17 protein-coding genes, 1 other RNA gene and 1 pseudogene are annotated in these 19,274 nt (G+C 30.2%); 6 read left to right on the forward strand and 13 right to left on the reverse strand.

The genetic code is table 11. From position 1 onward, the window contains the following. Positions 1–70 precede the first annotated feature (70 nt). From HZR23_RS15305 to HZR23_RS15315, 3 genes are all read right to left on the reverse strand, one after another. Positions 71–523: a chemotaxis protein CheW gene (locus HZR23_RS15305; protein WP_132849693.1), complete on the reverse strand. Its 453-nt coding sequence runs from the start codon at positions 521–523 to the stop codon at positions 71–73. Between the two features lie 15 nt (positions 524–538). After that, a complete protein-coding gene (locus tag HZR23_RS15310) occupies positions 539–709 on the reverse strand; it encodes a DUF896 domain-containing protein (RefSeq protein WP_132849692.1) in 171 nt (56 codons plus the stop codon). A gap of 89 nt (positions 710–798) precedes the next feature. Then, entirely contained in the window at positions 799–1,614 is an 816-nt protein-coding gene (locus HZR23_RS15315) for a hypothetical protein (protein ID WP_132849691.1), read from the reverse strand. A gap of 158 nt (positions 1,615–1,772) precedes the next feature. Between HZR23_RS15315 and HZR23_RS15320 the strand changes: the two genes are divergently transcribed. Continuing rightward, positions 1,773–2,057 (forward strand): hypothetical protein, encoded by a 285-nt coding sequence (locus tag HZR23_RS15320; RefSeq protein ID WP_132849690.1) that lies wholly within the window; start codon positions 1,773–1,775, stop codon positions 2,055–2,057. A gap of 51 nt (positions 2,058–2,108) precedes the next feature. On the opposite strand, the gene HZR23_RS15325 is transcribed toward HZR23_RS15320, so the two are convergent. Next, positions 2,109–7,487, reverse strand: a complete 5,379-nt coding sequence (locus HZR23_RS15325) for a diguanylate cyclase (RefSeq protein WP_132849689.1) — start codon at positions 7,485–7,487, stop codon at positions 2,109–2,111. Between the two features lie 173 nt (positions 7,488–7,660). Between HZR23_RS15325 and HZR23_RS15330 the strand changes: the two genes are divergently transcribed. Beyond that, a complete protein-coding gene (locus HZR23_RS15330) occupies positions 7,661–8,584 on the forward strand; it encodes a M23 family metallopeptidase (protein ID WP_132849688.1) in 924 nt (307 codons plus the stop codon). A 16-nt stretch (positions 8,585–8,600) separates the two neighbouring features. Next, entirely contained in the window at positions 8,601–8,987 is a 387-nt protein-coding gene (locus HZR23_RS15335) for a bactofilin family protein (RefSeq protein WP_132849687.1), read from the forward strand. Positions 8,988–9,023: 36 nt separating this feature from the next. Here HZR23_RS15335 and HZR23_RS15340 read toward each other — a convergent pair whose 3' ends face one another. Beyond that, positions 9,024–9,215 carry a hypothetical protein gene (locus HZR23_RS15340; RefSeq protein ID WP_132849686.1) on the reverse strand — a complete coding sequence of 64 codons (192 nt, stop codon included), beginning with the start codon at positions 9,213–9,215 and terminating at the stop codon, positions 9,024–9,026. A gap of 214 nt (positions 9,216–9,429) precedes the next feature. Here HZR23_RS15340 and HZR23_RS15345 point away from each other — a divergent pair, with 214 nt between their 5' ends. Beyond that, positions 9,430–10,236 carry a histidinol-phosphatase HisJ family protein gene (locus HZR23_RS15345; protein ID WP_132849685.1) on the forward strand — a complete coding sequence of 269 codons (807 nt, stop codon included), beginning with the start codon at positions 9,430–9,432 and terminating at the stop codon, positions 10,234–10,236. On the opposite strand, the gene HZR23_RS15350 is transcribed toward HZR23_RS15345, so the two are convergent. The 4 genes and pseudogenes from HZR23_RS15350 to HZR23_RS17385 all read right to left on the reverse strand — a co-directional run bounded on the left by HZR23_RS15350 (position 10,228) and on the right by HZR23_RS17385 (position 13,042). Beyond that, positions 10,228–10,908 carry a beta/alpha barrel domain-containing protein gene (locus HZR23_RS15350; protein ID WP_132849684.1) on the reverse strand — a complete coding sequence of 227 codons (681 nt, stop codon included), beginning with the start codon at positions 10,906–10,908 and terminating at the stop codon, positions 10,228–10,230. The genes HZR23_RS15345 and HZR23_RS15350 overlap by 9 nt on opposite strands. 40 nt (positions 10,909–10,948) lie before the next feature. Beyond that, the gene (locus tag HZR23_RS15355) at positions 10,949–11,578 is read right to left on the reverse strand and encodes a diguanylate cyclase (protein ID WP_249536696.1); all 630 of its coding nucleotides are present in this window, start codon (positions 11,576–11,578) and stop codon (positions 10,949–10,951) included. A 288-nt stretch (positions 11,579–11,866) separates the two neighbouring features. After that, a pseudogene (locus tag HZR23_RS18145) lies at positions 11,867–12,393 on the reverse strand (transposase). A 25-nt stretch (positions 12,394–12,418) separates the two neighbouring features. Next, a complete protein-coding gene (locus tag HZR23_RS17385) occupies positions 12,419–13,042 on the reverse strand; it encodes an IS110 family transposase (RefSeq protein WP_249536698.1) in 624 nt (207 codons plus the stop codon). A 231-nt stretch (positions 13,043–13,273) separates the two neighbouring features. On the opposite strand from HZR23_RS17385, the gene spoVB reads away from it, so the two are divergent. Next, positions 13,274–14,866, forward strand: coding sequence for a stage V sporulation protein B (gene spoVB, locus HZR23_RS15365; protein ID WP_132848987.1), 1,593 nt, complete (start codon positions 13,274–13,276; stop codon positions 14,864–14,866). 35 nt (positions 14,867–14,901) lie between these two features. Here spoVB and ssrS read toward each other — a convergent pair. The 4 genes from ssrS to HZR23_RS15385 all read right to left on the reverse strand — a co-directional run bounded on the left by ssrS (position 14,902) and on the right by HZR23_RS15385 (position 18,279). Further along, a non-coding RNA gene (ssrS, locus tag HZR23_RS15370) (6S RNA) lies at positions 14,902–15,081 on the reverse strand. A 23-nt stretch (positions 15,082–15,104) separates the two neighbouring features. Then, positions 15,105–16,907 carry an ATP-dependent metallopeptidase FtsH/Yme1/Tma family protein gene (locus HZR23_RS15375; protein ID WP_132848988.1) on the reverse strand — a complete coding sequence of 601 codons (1,803 nt, stop codon included), beginning with the start codon at positions 16,905–16,907 and terminating at the stop codon, positions 15,105–15,107. Positions 16,908–17,060: 153 nt separating this feature from the next. Then, positions 17,061–17,243, reverse strand: coding sequence for a hypothetical protein (locus HZR23_RS15380; protein ID WP_132848989.1), 183 nt, complete (start codon positions 17,241–17,243; stop codon positions 17,061–17,063). A 112-nt stretch (positions 17,244–17,355) separates the two neighbouring features. Further along, positions 17,356–18,279, reverse strand: coding sequence for an RluA family pseudouridine synthase (locus HZR23_RS15385; protein ID WP_132848990.1), 924 nt, complete (start codon positions 18,277–18,279; stop codon positions 17,356–17,358). A gap of 179 nt (positions 18,280–18,458) precedes the next feature. On the opposite strand from HZR23_RS15385, the gene HZR23_RS15390 reads away from it, so the two are divergent. After that, positions 18,459–19,265, forward strand: a complete 807-nt coding sequence (locus HZR23_RS15390) for an NAD(+)/NADH kinase (RefSeq protein WP_132848991.1) — start codon at positions 18,459–18,461, stop codon at positions 19,263–19,265. Positions 19,266–19,274 lie beyond the last annotated feature (9 nt).

The raw sequence follows: 19,274 nt of genomic DNA on the forward strand, positions 1-19,274 counted from the left end.
GGGTAAAAAATTTAGTTTATTTTGACAGGCATTACATATTATTTAACTACATATTAATTCAACTTCTAAGTTAAATCGATGCTAACTGCTTTTTTTCATCATCCTTAAATATATATTCTAAATCTATTAAAACTATCATTCTTTCTTCAACCTTAGCTATACCAGCTATGTATCTAACGTCATCATTAACTATTAATTCAGGTGTTTGTTCTATATCCTTATCATTAATTGTCAATACATAGGATGCATCATCAACAAAAAAACCTACTTGCATATCATTAACATTTACTATTATTATTCTACTATTCTTCTTGTTAACTTGCTCAAAAGGCAGATTAAATTTTTTTCTAAGATTGATTACAGGTGTTATTACGCCTCTTAAATTAATTATTCCCTCAATAAACTCTGGTGAATTAGGTATACTTGTAATATCTCTAAATTCACTAATTTCTTTTACATTTTCGATATTAACCCCATATTCCTCACCATTTATCTTTAAAATTACAAATTGCTTTTCACCCATTTTTATCCCCCCACGTTAATCTGTAAACTCTATCCTATCTAACTGTTTTTTAAAGCTCTCTTTAAAAGCTTCTATATATTCTTTTCTCAGTATTTGCTGCTCATCTTTTTCTGACTCAGATAGATTCCTTGCTTTTGATTCTTTTGCTAAAAAATTAAGTCTATTGAGCTTATCATTTGGTAACATTAAAACACTCCTTTAATTCTCACTAATTATATTTATATTTATACTATTATACTATAATATTGTCAAATATTAATATACTATAAATTATTTTAGCTGCTAATTATATTAATAGAGTCATCTTTTTTGTCCTCAGGCTTAGGTTGACTTTCTATTAATTGTTCGTTTTCTTTGGGTTTGTCGTCCATACTAATACTTGATACAACTTTCATAATGTTAACCATTCTAGATAAGTTTTCTCTTTGTTCTTCGGCTATATAAGGTTTTAACATCTCAATTATATCTATTTCGTTAATTGTGCCCTTTTCTTCTATAGATTTATATAACTTTAGCATAGATAAGAGCTTTTTACCCTCACTGATTTTAGTAGAAATTTCTTTATCTAAAAACGGCTCAATAACATCAATATATTTTTCAATATGATCCATTGTTAGTCCTGTACCTTGACTATTTATGGTTTGTAAATCTTTTAATTTATTTGTAAATTTTTTAACTTGAACATCCATATCAATGGCCTGATGAATAACATCTCTTTTTTCATCGTCTATAAACTCGCTTAAATCAATTAACATATTTCGTTTTCTATCATCTAAAGTTAGGGAACTGTTTCTAATATTTGCGTTTACAATTTCATCCGTTTGGAATAATAGTTTTGCATTTCCAATAAGCTGAAGTATTATTTCTGCCCTATGAATAATTTTTTGTTCATCTGTATCCATGTATCCTTTTATTCTATTGAGTAATTTCGCTTTTTTATCAATACTATCCGTATCTATTTCTTTAAAACTCAACTTCTTAGTAATATTTAATTTAGATTTATCTCTTGAAAGAAAAAGATATAAAAAAAATCCTAATACAAGTATATTTAATATATCACTATCATTATTTTTTTCTATTTTGTTATACATTCTTTACCTCCTATTGGACTTATTTATTTATTAATAATATATTCATAGGTTTTCTTTTTATTAAAACTTTAAATTTTAGTAACAAATTTTATTACAATTGCATACTTTATATAGAAGTTATTTTTTCATGTCATTTTATAAATTGGGGGGAAAGATTAATGGATTTTAATAAGATTAATGAACTAATGAATGCAGCTAAAAGAGGTGACTATTCAAAGTTAGAAGAGGTAAAATCAATGGTTTCTGATGAAGATTATCAAAAAGCAGTTAATATCTTTAATGAATATAGTCAAAAATCTGAGGAAGAAATTTTAAAAGAGTTAAGCATGCTCAGGAAATTTGTGAAAAATGAGCAAGAAGTTATCGACAAAATCATGCCGTTTTTAAATGAAGAGCAAAAATCTAAGTTAGCGAATGTTTTGAAAGCTTTAGATAATTATTAAAAAAAAACAGTGCTTCACACATTTTAATGTGAGCACTGTTTTTACTTTTACCTATGTCAGCAGGGCTGCTATTACACCACTGGTCAATTTAACTAAGTTATAGGAATTGTAATCAAACTCCCTATATTTAGTGAATGCAGTAAAATACATAATTCCCTTAATATTACCATTATGCATTATCGGCATGATTATAATTGATTTCCAATTTGGGCTCCCAGTTAAAACATCGATGCTAGAAGTATCTTCCCAATCAATCAAATATTCACCCTGCTTCATATCAATAACTTTTTCGATTAATCTATTATTGTATTCTAATCCTTTTATCCAGCCTTCTACTAGTCGTCTTCGACAGTAACGGTTTGTAATTTGCATATTATCTTCTAGCTCAAAAACTGTTCCTTCTTCTGCCTCTAATATGTCGATTAACCTTCCTAATATCTCATACAGCTTATCCTCTAATGTACCCTGACTACTAACCATTTCAATAGCCTTTACTAAGACCAGTGCATTTCTTTGATCCTCTACAACATTCCCTGTAATTACTCCAGCTAATTTATCTACTCGATTTTTAGCAAAATCCATACCTTCTTTCCATTTTATAGAGCGATTACGACCCTCATCCTTTGCTTTATATAGCGCCTGATCTGCTCGTTCTATAATTTTTTCGTGACTGGTACTGTCTTGAGGGAATGATGCTATACCACAGCTAATTGTTAACTGACTTTCCCTACCTAGAAGGTTTTCCTCTTTAAACTTTTTTCTTATTTTTTCTGCAACTAAAAAAGCATCATCTTTTGTAGTATTTGGAAGTAAAATTATAAATTCTTCTCCTCCATATCTTGCAGCAAAATCAGTCCTTCGAATATTGCCTTTTATTACACTTCCTACCTCAGCTAAAATTTTGTCACCCTTTTGATGGCCGTAAGTATCATTAACCTTCTTAAAGTGATCAACATCACACATAATAATTGAAAATGGCTGATTTGATAGAGTAGCCTTGCTCACTTGCTCCTTAAATAATTTTTCGAAAAACTTTCGTTCATAAACACCTGTTAATTTATCAATTGAAGAATATATCTTTAGATAGTATGTATCTAAAAGCGATGATAGTAATGGTATAAGCTTCTTGCACTCTTCAATACGTTCAGTAGAGAAGTTATTAAACACTATGTCTGATTCTAAATATAAGAATCCTAGTATAGTATTAATATCAGAGTCCTTTCTACGTTCTATCCCTTCACACTCACTATTATCCCTACTAAATATAGGTAAACAAACTATAGCTTTAGCATCCCTATATAAAATATTCTTTTGGTTGTTTTCCATACTATCTGTATTGTTGATATATATGGGTTGTCTACTCAATTCTATCTTTTCTAACATATAAGATATTTCATTTAGCTCTATGTCTTTACCGATGGATACAACCTTATCATATTTGTTATCTAACTTCATAATAATATGGCTGCTTGTAGCTAATATATTTCTTGATATTAACCCTATTGTTAACTCTAGATTATTTAAAGTATCACTAGATAACTTAGAAATTAAACCCTCTATTGAATCAATATGTAGTGGAAATTGCTCTTTGTATTGATTCAATGCAAGTTTGTAAAACTCTGGATTTTTAATTAAAGACTTTAATGGGGAAACATCGAAATAGTTACTTAAATCATTCCTTCTTTGACTCGTGCTATTATTTTGTGTCTTATCGCTTATTAAACTCTCCATAAACAATAGCTTTTGTTTAACTAGGGGTTTTCCACCACCTAATAAATAATTATCCTTAAAATCCTCAGGAACGTTACTGTACAATCGGTTAATCGTATCTAAGGCATTTAAGAAATAATTTGTAGCTTTAAAAAATTCCTTCTTGTGTAAATAGAGATTACCTAGTATGTAGTAGATTAACCACTTAATCTCATCATGTCTAACATTAAAGCTTTCAGTCTGCAATAATTCAAGATTATCAATCGCCTCTTCATGATTATTAGTTAAAGCACCTAAAAACTTATGTCTTATTCTAAAGAAATCGTTATCAAAAACCTTCGACAGCTCAATATCTTCATTATAAATGTTTAAACTTTTCTCAAAATCCCCATTTAAAATAAAGTATAGATTAGCCGTAAAAAGAGCTACCCGTCTATCTATAACATAAGAAGTTTTTCTATAAGCCTCTATTATGGCTAATAACTCATTATCATAAACAAATAGGCCTAAATTTGCCTTTGCAATAAATCTTATTAACCTTACCTTTTGTTTCATCCTAATATCAAGTTGATCAAAATTAAAGCTCTCTAGAATTTCTAGAACTTTCTCATAATTACCCATAGCATTATAAAATCTTGCTGAAATCTCTAGAAATTTCTCATTATACTCACTATGTAATAAATAGTTTTTTGATTCTTTTTGAGCCTTAATTAAGCTACTATATGCTTTAGAATATTCCTCTAAATTAATATAACATTCTACCAACTTAACATATGAAATAAACCTAGCTATTTCATCTTCGTATTCTATTGATAAAGAGATATTCTTATTTAAGACGTTTACAGCTAATTCATACTCTCCATCCATCATATAGGAATCTGTAATATTATTATACGCCCTTACCATATCCTCTACTTTATGATATAACTGAGCGATACTTAGAGCCCGCTCGAAATACCTTCTTGCAGTTTTTACATCTTGAAAATGCTCTAAGTAAATAAGTCCAATACTATTAATGGGTCCTGAAGTCTCCTGAGGTTTTTCACCTTTTTCCAAATATTCAATGCTCTCATTGAAAAACTCTATAGCTTCTAAAGAGTATCCCTTAATATGTTTTGCAATACCTTTTTGACTTAGGAAAATTCCTACATAGTCAAATCTATTATGCTTATGGGCCAAAGCTAGATATCTAACACTAATACTATCCATATCTAGTATTTGTCTAGTATTAATATAAGTTTTACTCAATAGATATGCTGCTCGCAGAAGCCCTTCTAGATAATTTATATATTCCGCATCTTTAATGCATTGTTTAAAATAATCCACAGCCTTATCTAGGTCATTTCTTAAGAAATAAATATATCCTATAATGTTTTTCGCATCAATAGGCCTCTCCTTATCCCCAATAATACTAGATATATTTATTACTTCTTCAAAGGCTTCAATAGCTTCGTTATTCTTTCCTAGATTTTGATAAGTCTGCCCTATTTTCATAATAATTTCTAGAGCCCGATAATCCTTTTTGTCTTGAACAAGTTCGTAGGCCCTTTTGTAAAACTCTATAGCTTGAGAGTATATTCGGAGTCTAAACATGTTTTCCCCTGACTCAATACAATAGTCTATTACTTTATCTAATTGATTTGACTTTAATAGATGGAAAATCAGTTCATCCTTATTCTCTCTTCCTTCTCTTTTGTATAGCTCTTCAATCAAATCACTAGCCTTTTTGTGTAATAATAGGAGCTTCTCATTATCTATAGAATTATAAATATAATTCTTTACTTCAACGCTATGAAATCCGTAGGTATAACCCCAATCCTCTAACTTTTCATTTAAGATTTTCAATTTGGTTAATTCATAAAATTCCGTAGATAAATCAACGTTTAAATCTAACATCTTACCTATTAAATCAATAGACGTTGATGTATTAAAGATCGAAATTATCTCTAGTAGTGAGCGTTTTGTATTACTAAAATTATTTATTAACTGTACAATAGCTTCGTCAATATTATTTTGAAGCTTAAATTCACTGTAGATTTTTGGATTTATCTTCCATTCGTAAGTTTGGGTTTCATCATTAAAGTTTATATATAATATATTTTGAGAATACAATTGCCTTAATATCTCTTCAATAAAGCTTGGTATTCCCTCGGTTTCATTATATATTTGGGTTGCGATATCTATCGGATTTCTTAAGTAACCCAAAATATTATTTACCATTTGTCCAGTCTCTTCTAATGATAGTCTACTTAACCTTAAGTTTAATATATTAATGTATTTGGAACATTTACTAATAAACTCTTGACTTTCTGTTAATTTAATTGAATCCTCGCTAATAGCAACTATTATTAGTAGAGGGGCTTTTTTGATTTGATTTACATTAACCAAATACTCCAAAAACTTGTAAAAGCTATTATCCGAAAAATGAAAGTCATCCAAAGCCAAAGAAATTGGTCTTATTTGGGAAACCTCAATTATAAAATTTGATACCCTATCATATAGCCTTAATAGCTCCTTATCCCTATGTAATTCTTTAGTAGGCGTAACAGCAATATTTGAACCTATTTCAGGTGTAAGCTTTACTAATTCTTTACTATACTTATCTAAAATGTTTAATGGAGCTATTTTATATAATTGTTTTAATATCTTAGGAACTATTTTATAAAAACTAGATTCATCATCACTAATACTAACATAAATACTTTTTATTCTTTTGAGTTGCATTTTATAATGTACTTCACTTAAAAGTCTAGTTTTGCCAATGCCTCTATAACCCTGTACGACTACAAGAAAAACATTCTGTTTTTCATCGTAATTGAACGAAGATGAAAGAATTTCTTTTAACTCAAGATCTCTACCAACTATTGGTGTTTTGAAATTTAAATTATCTATATATTTTTTATCATCAATTTCACTTTCATAAGAGAATATTTCCTTGATTTTTATATTAACTTCATGGATTGTCTGAGGCCTTTTTCTATATTCGCTATTAGTCAAATTATATATTAATCTATAAAAACTTAGATCCCACTTTAGGTTGTCAATTATACATGTTTCTATTTTTTTTGAAAGCTTACTAGGTTTATATTTCTCAAGCGTTTTTAGATAAAATAAAATAATACCTACAGAATAAATATCAGTATATTCTCCAATGCCACCCTCACTAACAATTTCAGGGGCTAAATAGTTTAGAGCTATATTGTCATCAAATTGTTTATTTAATGCTTTATGTTGTAAAGATATTAAATCCACAAGCTTAACACTATATACTCCATCTGTTTTATTAATAATCAATGTATCTAACCCTAGAAATTTGTATATTACTCCATTAAAGTTTAAGTAATCTAAAACCCTTGCAATTTCAATGTATATTTCAAGTATCTCTTCATTATTAAGTGGCTTGTCCATAGAATCTATTATATTATTTTCATAGTATTCTGTTGTATAAAAATATTTTAGTTCATTACACGGTTTATCATCTATATGCTCTACGATTCCAAAGGTATAGATCGAAAGAATATTCGGATGGTTACAGGGGGATATGTTATAGAAGTTGTTCACACAAAAGTCAATTAATGGTCTAGTAACATCAGAAGCATTAATTATATTAAGGAATACAACTTCATTCCTTTTAATTAAATCATTAACAATATATTTACTATAGTTTGAATCACTTTCAATACAATTTAGTATTCTATACCTATTGTTAATCAACTTCATCTGTGTCACTTCCTTTATAATTTATTAGAATAACAATAACTTCTAAATAAATCTCATAAGTATTCTATCATAGTTGTCAGATTAATTTAAATATATTTTAAATCATAAAAAGGTTTTTTTTTATTTTAGTAGAATATATATAACGTGATGTTTTTATTAGGAGGAACAAATTAATGGAAATCTATAAGAAAATAATAGATAATATAAAAAGAAATAAAAAATACACATTTATGATAATACCAAACACAACAGACAAAATTATACAATTTACATTCTCATACAGGTCTTTAATTACGGTTGCATCATCATCTATAATTGCGCTAATATGTCTAATTACTTTTAGTAGTAGTTTTTTTTATGTCAATCAGTCCCTTTCTATAACAAAGCGTAATCTTTCTGTTCTTCAGAATGAGAATTCCATGCAACAAGAAAGAATAAATACCCTCGTAAAAAAATCTGAGGAAGTCCATAGTAAATTAGAGAACCTAGTGCAATTAGAAAGTCAAGTAATGGACTTAGTAGGACTTGAAGGTGATCTGATTATGGAAAGTGATCAATTTATTGTATCAAGGTCTGACTTTCGTACATTTGTACTAGACGAAAATTATGAAGATAGTATAGACATTCTACACGAGTTAGTAGAAGATCAAACTACTCATATGAAGCAGCTTATTAAAGACGTAGAAAAACAATTGGCACATTTAGAGTCTATTCCAGACCGTCGTCCTGCTAATGGAAGAATCACCTCAGGCTTTGGTTTTAGGATTTCACCAATTAATAGAAGACGGGAATTTCATAATGGTATAGATATAGCAAATAAAACCAATACAGATATTTATGCATCAGCAAGTGGTATAGTTACTTTTTCAGGGTATAACGGAAGCTACGGGAGAATGATAATGATTTCGCACGGTAATGGATACACCACTATATATGCTCATAACTCTAAAAATCTAGTGAACGTAGGAGATAGAGTTATTAAAGGAGATGTTATAGCAAAACTTGGTAGCACTGGCCGTAGTACAGGCCCACACGTACACTTTGAGATTAGAAAAAATGGAAAGCCGATTAATCCAAACACTATGTTAGTAAATTAATTTGAGGGGGATATATATGTTTAGTAAAAACCAAGTAAAAGAAAGCAATGTCGAATTCGATAAATTTGATACGCTTATCGGCAAAAATAGTTCTTTTGAAGGAACTCTAAAAGCTACGGGTACAATCAGAATCGATGGGGAGCTGCATGGGGAATTAATTATTAGTGGAGATGTATTTATTGGAGAAAGCTCTAAAATAATAGGTAATATTGCAGCAACTAACATTGTCATTTCTGGATTAGTTGAAGGAAATATTAATGCTTCTGATAAAATTAGAATAACATCGAATGGTAGATTAGTCGGAGATGTATCTGTTAAATCAATTATTGTTGATGAAGACGCATTTTTCGAAGGTAAATGTAAAATGATAGATCTTAAACAAATTAGTGAGAAAATAGACTAAAAATATAGGCGCAAAAGCGCCTATATTTTTTTATTATTAATTTCTTTTATATTTATCAATTAAACTTTGTAAACTTCTTGCCTGTTGGCCACTCTCTTCTGCGAAGTTTTTAAAGGCTTTTGAAACTTCCTTATCATTTGTATGTTTAGAAAACATTTCATAGTCTCTAACCATCTCTTGAGCATCTAAAAGTTTTTTAGTAATCATATCTTTAGTATCAAGATTCATTCTGACCCACCTCCTCACATTATTTTACTAATAAACTAATACTGTATTGAAAACAATACTTTAATTATAGTTTTGCCTTTAATGTCATTATTACTCATTATCTTTAAAGTAATTTTTATTAAAAATAATTTCCTTTAATCCATACTTTTGACTTCTCAAATAATACGATGTAAAATAAATGGGTAAATTAAAACTATAAAGGAGGCATTATTTTATGTTTGATTATCATATGCATAGTACATTTTCTCCGGACTCTTCCTTATCTATGAAGGATGCTATAGAACAATCTATATCCATTGGGACAAAAGAAATATGTTTCACTGACCATTTAGATTTTGACTTTGATGGAAAAGGTCATGATATAGCTTTTAACTATGATTATTATTTAAGCGTACTAAATAGTTATATAGAACAATATAAAGATAGAATAACAATAAAAAAAGGTATTGAAGTAGGTCTTCAACCCCATATAATTAAAGAATGTAAAGATTATGTTGCTAACAAAGACTTGGACTTCATTATAGGGTCAATACATAGTGTTAATAAGGAGGATTTATACTCAGGAAACCTGTTTGATAATATTACACAGAAAGAAGCATATTTGAAGTATTTCGAAGAATTACTCTATGTTATCGATAACTACGATAATTACAGTGTCTTTGGACATTTAGACATGATAAAACGTTACGGTGGCTATGACATAATCTTACCCTTAGAAGATTATAAAGAGGTTACTATTACAATTTTAAAGAAATTGATAGAAAAGGGAAAAGGTATTGAGCTAAACACTTCGGGAATAAGATACAAGCTAGGAGATTACCACCCATCTATAGATATCCTTAAACTTTACCTAGAAATGGGTGGCGAAATAATTACCATAGGTTCTGATGCACATTCAAAAAAACACGTGGGATTTGAACTTAAAAATGCTGCAAAACATTTAAAAGACATGGGTTTTAAATATATTACAACATTTGATAAAATGATTCCTAAGTTTAATTCTATAGACAGTCTATTTTAATTCTCTATACTTCTTCATAGAAACAGAAAATATCTCAGCTGTTGACGGCGGGGTAAAGGTAATAGCATTTGCCCCTGCCTCAATTGTTCTAATTATAGATTCATCCGTATCCCCACCTGTTGCAATAATCGGAACACTATCATGTATCTCCCTTATTCTTCTTACAATGGCAGGTGTTGAAGCAGCTCCAGAAACATTTAAAATATCTGCCCCTGCCTCTAATCTAGAGATAATATCTTCATCCTCTGAGGTTACAGTAACAACAATAGGAATATCTACAGTATTTTTTAATTCTCTAATTATATCATTTGGAGTAGGCTTATTAACTACTACACCTATAGCCCCCTGGAATTCAGCATGCAGGGCTATGTTAATTACTCTTTTACCAGTAGTATGTCCACCTCCAACACCACAGAAAACAGGGACATCAGAAGCCAACATCAAAGCCTGGGTAATAACTAACTGGGGTGTAAAGGGATATACGGCTATAACTGCATCTGCATTAGTATTTTTAATTATGGCAACATCCGTACTAAAAAGTACAGATTTTATTCTCTTTCCAAATATTTTTATTCCACTTGCATCAGCAATACATTTAGGTAGTTCAATATAGTTACTTCTATATACTCCCTTAATCTCCGGTACAAATTTCACTTTTTTCTGTTGATCCATATTAATCACCTCTTTTGCTTAATATATCTACATTATATAACTATTTACTATATTTCTCAAATAAATCATCTAATGCCTCTCTTAAAAGAAATGCCTCGGTTTTTTCAGTCTTCTTTGATAGATCACTTAATCTTTCAAGTTGAGTTTTTGTATAGTAATTGGATTTTAAAATCATATTTTCACTCTCTCCTAAGCACACTCTATTCTTACCTTCCCGTTTTGCCCTAAATAGAGCACTATCACTTGTTCTATATAGTTCAATAGAATTTTTTGCATGTCTAGGAAAATTCGCAACCCCTGCACTGATTTTTATATTAACCTCTTTTTTAGGACTGCCATTTAATTGAAATGTATTTGTATCTAAATACTTTCTAATCTCTTCTACCATTATAAAGCCCGTTTCAGCGGATGTACTGCTAAATAGAACATTAAATTCATCTTTATTATTATGACAAACAAAATCATTTGCAGATAGATTCTGCTTAAGCACTGAAGCAATCTTTTCAATCACCTTATCTCCCACTGATTCTCCATAATAATTGTTAACCTTTTCAAAATTATCTATATCTATTATAGCCAATGTAAAAGATTCCAATGAATTTTGTATTTTGTCTTCCATAATTTCCGTAAATTGTTCTTTTGATAATATTCCATCTATTTTTTCTATCAAAATAAACACCCCATTAAAAAATCATATTTATGTTCATATATATGTACCCATATTAATGAATTATTCACATATTTTCAAATGTTTTTTTGATTTATAGTCCTATGTTGTAATAAAGGAAATAGCAAAAGAATATTTATTATTATCTTGATCACATGAGACTAACTATATGAAGTCAAGAAAAATTTCGTATTTAAAGAAGTCATGAAGAAAATAATTTTAAAGACATCTATTACAAAAAAATGCATGACAAACAGAGCAACTCAGTTGCTCTGAAAAAAATAGATTAAATTAGACTTGTGGAACAAATGCAGTATTGTTTTTTAGGAGGTAGTAAATTACCCTAATTAACTTTTTACCGACATGGCATCTGGCAACATTGAAGTGTTTGCCTTCAGAACGCTTTTTGACCATATAATCACTAAAGACTTTATCGCGCATAGCAACAAGTCTAGATGCTTGCATAATAGCCCACCTAAGGTATGTAGAGCCTCTCTTAACCAATGGAGTTTTAGATGCATTGTAAGTCCCAGATTGGTAAGTAGAAGGATCCATACCTGCAAATGCAAGAAGTTTAGTGGGTTGGAGAAACGATCAATATGACCAATTTCGGCTAATATAATGGCAGCTAGAGTATATCCAATGCCAGGAATAGTAATGAGTGGGGTATTGAGTTCTTGTACGACTAATTTAATTTGATTATCTAATGCATCTATTTCTGTTTGTACAGATTGTATGAGGCGAATAGTTTGTTGTAATTCGAAGGTAGAGCGATTGCTTGACCCAATAGATTTGATAGCAAGCTCTTTTAAAGCAATTGCTTTCTCTTTGCTATATTTACCTTTAGAGGTTTGTTCTTATTAGGTTTGTCAACTTTGTCAGATTGCAGTTGTAAATACTATCGGGGGTTGGTAATTCAATTAATAATGCATATTTGGAACTTTGGTGTATAGACCAAAATAAGCTTGGCAATTCAGGAAAAATGATATCTATTAAGCGACTAACTGAAAGTTTAAGTCTAGAACGGTAACTAACCATTCTATGACGGTGTCTTGTTAGTGACTTTAGCTCCTGAATCTGATATGATACTGGTGAATAGGATTTAGATTCATCAGTAAAGAGCATAGTTGCAATGACCTTAGCGTCGGTCTTATCTGTTTTAGTTTTCCTAAGGGTTTGAGCCTTACGGAAAAGATTAGTAGCCAATGGATTTAGGATGGTGACCTGAAAGCCTTTGGAATACAGATAATTTGTGATATTTGTGCTGTAATGACCTGTTGATTCAAGTCCTATTTTTACGTTGTTAATACTCTTGGAGCCAAGAGCAGAAAGGATAGAAGAATATAGGGTATCAAAACCTTCCTTAGAATTAGAAATACGTAAAGAATTAGTATGAATAACACCATCAGAGTCTAAGATACAGCAATCGTGTTTAGCTTTGGCAACATCAATGCCCACAAATAACATAGTAATCAACTCCTTAAATATAGTACGCTATGTTTCCACAAACCCTATGTTAAATGTATCCTTGCTATATATAAAACGTCAAAGCGTTATCTAACTAATTAACAAATGAACATAGAGCTGTGGTTATAGCCTCAAAAGAAACAGTCGGCTGTATAGGGACAGCTGCCGTAGGTGAACAAACTAATCCACAGCGCCTATAAAGATTATATAGAAAATAATCTAGAAAGGAAAATGTATAATGACTTCCCCTATGTTTTCATTATACAAGGTGATATATTGAAAAAGTCTTCTTCTTTTTTATTTAGTACATTTATTTTAGCAGTTGTTAATTTTATAGTCAGGTGTCTAGGCTTTATTTATAGAATAATACTATCCAGACTCATTGGAGCTGAGGCTATAGGTCTATATCAAATGGTCTTTCCCTTTTTAATGGTAGTTATAACTATAACAACTGCAGGCATACCAATAGCAGTTTCTAAAATGATTGCAAAAGAAAACTCTGTTAACAATAGAAATGGAGTTTATAAAGTACTAGCCATAGCTTTATTTTTAGGTGGAGCCATATCAGTATTGTTGTCCATACTTGTTTCCGTTGAGCTAAAATTTATTACAAATAATATACTAAAAAATCCAAAGCTTTATTACCCTCTTGTGTGGTCCGTACCAGCTATAAGCGTTATTACACTTTCAAGTATTATGAGAGGATTCTTTTATGGACTTAAGGATATTAAACCCGCTGCAAATGCACAAATAATTGAGCAAGTGTTCAGAATAGTTTTTGTTTTGTCATACCTATATTATGTTAGACCTACAGATCCAGTCTCTGCTGCTAACATTGCTATTATAGGGGTAACTTTAGGAGAGCTAGGAAGTTTGCTTTTTTTAATATTTAAGTTTAACTTTAAAAAGCTTACATCTAGGTCTACAATTGTGAAATTTTATAAAACCCCGTCTATTCATATACTTAATGATTTATTGTTTATATCCGTACCAATAACCTTGAGTAGATTAATTGCTGTAGGGATGCAATCAGCAAATTCAATCCTAATTCCACAGAGATTAGAGATATCTGGTATAAGTGCAATAGAATCAGTAGAAATCTTTGGTAAGATATCCGGTATGGCAATGCCCTTATTATTTCTACCCTTTACAGTTACTACAGCTTTAGTTTTAAATATTATCCCAAATATATCAGAACAATTGGCTGTAAATAACATTTCAGATGTTAAATATAAATCTGGTCTTGCTATGAAAGTAACTATGCTTGTAGCAATACCAACCACAATAGTACTAGTTATGTTTGGGGATCATCTAGGATACCTAATTTATAATAACGGGGATGTTGGAAAATATTTATCTATAATTAGCTATGCAACTATATTTATGTGCATTCAACATACTTCCTCTGGCATACTGCACGGAATGGGCAAACAGGTAATTACATCGGTTAATTATTTATTAGGAATGTTGATTCAGCTATACTGCACATACTTTTTAATAGCGAATCCCAAGTATGGTATTAATGGATTTTTTATAGGTTTCATAATCTCAACATGTCTAATCGCTGTACTTAATATGATAACCTTAAGAAAGCATCTCAAATTAAATCTACCAATACTACAAACCTATATCAAACCACTTTTGTGCTCTACAATTATGATAGCTTTAATGATTTTAATTTATAAAGCTATGTATTCCGTAACAAATAGAAATAGTTGGAGCACTCTTGTATCCTGTGCCATAGGATGCTTAACATATGTAATATCCCTAGATTTAACAAACACATTAAAAATTAAACCCTTTGTAGAAAGCTTAAGATCTTAAGAATATAAAAATAGCCCCCTGTTACCAGGTGGGCTATTTTACCCAGGATGCCGTGTCATCGTAAAATTCATACCCGAGATTCAACTAGGTGGGTGATTTCAATTATTCATCTGAGGTCCACTTAAAGAGGCATCTCTTCCAAATAAAAATACAATCTCCCGGATATAATTTGTCGGTTGAATTTTACGATGTTATAACTAACAACCTCGATCATAATAATATTATACATTAAAATTAACTAATTACAAAACGAACATTTTTCCTTTTGTTCCTGTTTACAGTAGTTATCAAAAATCTCATTTATGTGTTCTTCGTTTAATGTTTCCTTAATTAATAGCTCTTCAGCAATTTCCTTGACTAAGTTGATATTAGCTTCTAATAATGTCTTAGTCTCATCATAGAGTTTTTTCATTTCATCCATTATAAGCTTTCTTAATTCTCCATCTACTCCACTATGATGACCTTGTAAAATATCGTAATTTAACATACCTGCTTTTTCATTCATACCAAATTGTTTTATCATAGCTGTTAGAATTTCTGTTGCTTTTTGGATATCGTTACTAGCCCCAGTCGTAATATTATCTTCACCAAATACTAGTTCCTCAACTACTCGTCCACCTAAAGAAACTTTTATGTTGTTTAGCATATCAACTTTAGTATGATACATTCTATCCGGCGGGATATTCATACTAAAGCCCCCAGCCCCTTTAGTGCTTGGAATAATTGTCACTTTAGTTACTTTATTTTCAGGACATAGTAGCTTAGTAATTGCTGCATGCCCTGCTTCATGGTATGCAGTAATTCTCTTATCTAATTTTTTTATTCCACTTCTATCTTTTTTTGCTTCCCCGGCTACAACAGTATAAAATGCTCTATCTAAATGGTCTTCAGTTATATATTGTGCATTTTCCTTTGCTGCATATATCGCTGCTTCATTTATTAAATTTTCGATTTTTGCACCACTGAAGTAAACAGTCTGTTGAGCTAAGCTATCAATACTAAGATTTGGAGACATTGGCCTATTTTTTACATATAAACTTAATATATCCTTTCTAGCCTTTAAATCTGGTAATCCCACTTCAATTTGTCTATCAAATCTACCAGGTCTTAACAGGGCTTCATCAAGTATATCAAGCCTATTTGTAGCTGCCATAATAATAATCCCTTCACTTCCTTTAAACCCAGACATTTCTGTTAGAAGTGCGTTTAATGTCCTATCTGATTCATCACTACCGCCTAATCCACCACGGTCTCTCTTCTTACCAATAGCATCTATTTCATCTATAAAAATAACGCATTTTCCCTTTTCTCTTGCCTTTTTAAATAGGTTTCTTATTCTCCCTGCCCCTAGCCCAGCATAAACCTGCACAAAATCAGATCCTGATACTGCAATGAAATCTACACCAGCTTCACTAGCTAGGGCCTTTGCCATTAATGTCTTACCTGTTCCAGGAGGTCCATATAGGATTACTCCTTTGGGCATTCTAGCACCATATCGTTCATATTTTTCAGGTTGCTTTAAAAAGTCTACTAATTCAATCATGTTTTCTTTCGCTTCCTCATTACCTGCAATACTACCAAAACTTACTTTAGAATCTTTTTCTGTAGAAAATTCAATTGAAGACATTTTGTCATATTCTTTAGATGTTTGACGCATTCCTTGTTTAGATAAATAATAGCCTATCCCTACAAATGCACCAATTAGTAAAACAAAAGTTAATAGGTTACTTGCGCTAATTTGCTCATTTACCTCATCAACTACTACATTGTTAACTAATAAGGTTTCCTTAAGGTTATTGAGCCGTGGGTTATCAGTATAAAATATCTGTCCATTAGCCATTACCCCTTTTAATTTTGGTGTATCAGTTAAATAAACTTTTTCAACTTTTCCATTATTTAAATTTTCTAGAAAAGTTGAATATGATAGCTCTAAGTTATCAGCCTTATAAACGTAATTCGTTATAAACAAATAACCTACTATACTCATTAAAATCAATGAGTAAATACCAATTAAAATCTTTTTATTTTTAAATTTATTCATTTTATTAACCTCCTAGTATTTAGATTTAAAATTTGGTATGTATTTTAATTTCACCGGAGGTTTACATAATATTTTAACACGATATAAAAAAAAAATAAAGCCTAATTTAGACTTTATTCTTCATTTATAATAATACCTATCCGTATATAATACTTAATATCTTTTGTTAACTCTATATTTTACATATTCTTCCTTTAATTTTATATGACTGTGAAATTCCTCTTCAGTAATTCTACCTGTGTTTTTTAAACTCTTAAGCATCTCTATAAACTGAATACAGAGACCTTCTAACTCCTTTTCAGTTGTATCCTCAAGTTCATCATTAAAATAGTCCACTGGAATCCCCCTCAAACCATATTTTAATATAATATTATACATATTTTTCTAATACTATATATGTATATTATTCTATATAAATCAAGAAATTCCTTTAATTTCCTGTTATATTCTATAGAATATTTTCTGTGTTTTTCAATATATTTCGAAGATTTTCCATATCTTTTGGCATATTAGTATATAATTCTACAATATTTTTAAATCTAGGTTGAAAAAATTCTAAATAATAGGCATGTAGTGCCTGTCTATTAATTAAGTCATTTTCTTTACCATACAAACTATCTCCAATTAATGGATGTCCTAAGTGGGATAAGTGTACCCTAATTTGATGAGTTCTACCTGTCAATAATTCGATTTCAAGTAATGTTGCGGTGTTAAATCTCTCTATCACTTTATACTTAGTGATCGACCGTTGCCCCCGAGGGTCAACTACTCTTTTAACCTCATCTTCAGAAGGCCTATAAATTGGTTCATCAATAGTACCTTCCTCACTGGATACTATACCTTCAACAAATGTTAAATATTTCTTTTTTACAAGATCCCTTTGCATTTGCTCTGAAATTACATGGTGAGTAAATGCATTTTTTGCAATGATTAATAAGCCTGAAGTATCCATATCTAGTCTATTAACAAACCTTATTCTACACTTAATATTTTTCTCCTTTAGATAATATGTAAGTGCATTTGCAATTGTATTTGTCGGATGACTTTTTGTAGGGTGTACTACTATGCCTGGTTGTTTATTAATTATAATTACGTCTATATCTTCATAGACTATATTAAGTGGAATATCCTGTGGCTCAAATTGATTATCCGGCTCATCCATATTTATTTTAATAATATCACCCATATTTACAATAGTATGATTCTTGGCATATTTATCATTTAGTAAAACTGACTCCTGTTTTTTCAATTTGGTTAACAATCTACTTGATACATTTAGCTCATTTTTTAATACATACTTTATTTCTTTGCCATGATTTTTTTCATCAACTTTAAAAGTAATTAAATTCTCGTTTTGTTCTTCGTAATTCATATTAGCACCTACTTCCTAATCTACTACAAATATTATATATTAGTATTATCATAATTTTTATATTATTTTAAATTTTTTACTGTTTTTGATTGACTTTTTTTTTTTTTACATATATGTTTATTAATAATAGAAATTGACAAAAAATATATATAAGTCTTTGCCCAGGAAGGAGTGTTCTTTTGGATACAAGTAGAATTATTAATATTGTATACAGTGACTCTAATTTTTCTTTAAATACAGCAAAATACTTAAAGGAACGTCTCATATCACTAGGTTACAAAATATCTGATACCTTTGATCAAAATGCGGAACTCATAATATGTATCGGTGGAGATGGATCTTTTTTAAGAACTCTACATCATAACAACTTTCCTTCCATACCTATAGTAGGAATTAACACTGGTCATCTCGGATTTTTTACAGAAATTAATCCAAACGAAATAGATTATTTCCTAGAAAAATATATAACTGGAGATTACTACATAGAGATTATTAATCCTGTTATAGGTGAAATATGCACTAGAAATGATTGTATAGAAGCCCTAGGGATAAATGAAATCGCAGTAAAAGGGGATAAATCCCGTACCCTACACTTAGATATTTCTGTTGAAGATCATCTTATACAAAGGTTTAGCGGCGATGGAATACTTATTTCTACTTCTACCGGTAGTACAGCCTACAACTACTCTGTTGGTGGTGCTATCGTAGATCCTAGACTTAATGCGTTACAGGTAACTCCACTGGCACCAATTAATACAAATGCCTACAGATGCTTTACCTCCAGTGTTATTGTACCTTCGGATGCAACAATTAAAGTTCATCCCGAATACCACTTTGAAGATTCTATAGTTATCGTAAGTGATGGTTTAGAGCATAGATATTTTGGTATAAGTGAAATTTCATTTAGGATGTCTGATATTAAACTGAAATTATTAAAATTAAAAGGTTCGAATTTTTGGACTAAAGCAATTGAAAAATTTTTATAATAAAAAATC

Source organism: Serpentinicella alkaliphila (genome assembly GCF_018141405.1).
GTDB lineage: Bacteria > Bacillota > Clostridia > Peptostreptococcales > Natronincolaceae > Serpentinicella > Serpentinicella alkaliphila.

Bases quoted from the DNA above. Each gene is read 5' to 3' on its own strand.
- HZR23_RS15320 (WP_132849690.1), top strand. From the start codon at position 1,773: ATGGATTTTAATAAGATTAATGAACTAATGAATGCAGCTAAAAGAGGT.
- HZR23_RS15335 (WP_132849687.1), top strand. From the start codon at position 8,601: ATGTTTAGTAAAAACCAAGTAAAAGAAAGCAATGTCGAATTCGATAAA.
- HZR23_RS15350 (WP_132849684.1), bottom strand. From the start codon at position 10,908: ATGGATCAACAGAAAAAAGTGAAATTTGTACCGGAGATTAAGGGAGTA.
- HZR23_RS15340 (WP_132849686.1), bottom strand. From the start codon at position 9,215: ATGAATCTTGATACTAAAGATATGATTACTAAAAAACTTTTAGATGCT.
- HZR23_RS15385 (WP_132848990.1), bottom strand. From the start codon at position 18,279: ATGAATTACGAAGAACAAAACGAGAATTTAATTACTTTTAAAGTTGAT.
- HZR23_RS15330 (WP_132849688.1), top strand. From the start codon at position 7,661: ATGGAAATCTATAAGAAAATAATAGATAATATAAAAAGAAATAAAAAA.
- spoVB (WP_132848987.1), top strand. From the start codon at position 13,274: ATGTATAATGACTTCCCCTATGTTTTCATTATACAAGGTGATATATTG.
- HZR23_RS15310 (WP_132849692.1), bottom strand. From the start codon at position 709: ATGTTACCAAATGATAAGCTCAATAGACTTAATTTTTTAGCAAAAGAA.
- HZR23_RS15375 (WP_132848988.1), bottom strand. From the start codon at position 16,907: ATGAATAAATTTAAAAATAAAAAGATTTTAATTGGTATTTACTCATTG.
- HZR23_RS15345 (WP_132849685.1), top strand. From the start codon at position 9,430: ATGTTTGATTATCATATGCATAGTACATTTTCTCCGGACTCTTCCTTA.
- HZR23_RS15325 (WP_132849689.1), bottom strand. From the start codon at position 7,487: ATGAAGTTGATTAACAATAGGTATAGAATACTAAATTGTATTGAAAGT.
- HZR23_RS17385 (WP_249536698.1), bottom strand. From the start codon at position 13,042: ATGTTATTTGTGGGCATTGATGTTGCCAAAGCTAAACACGATTGCTGT.
- HZR23_RS15305 (WP_132849693.1), bottom strand. From the start codon at position 523: ATGGGTGAAAAGCAATTTGTAATTTTAAAGATAAATGGTGAGGAATAT.
- HZR23_RS15315 (WP_132849691.1), bottom strand. From the start codon at position 1,614: ATGTATAACAAAATAGAAAAAAATAATGATAGTGATATATTAAATATA.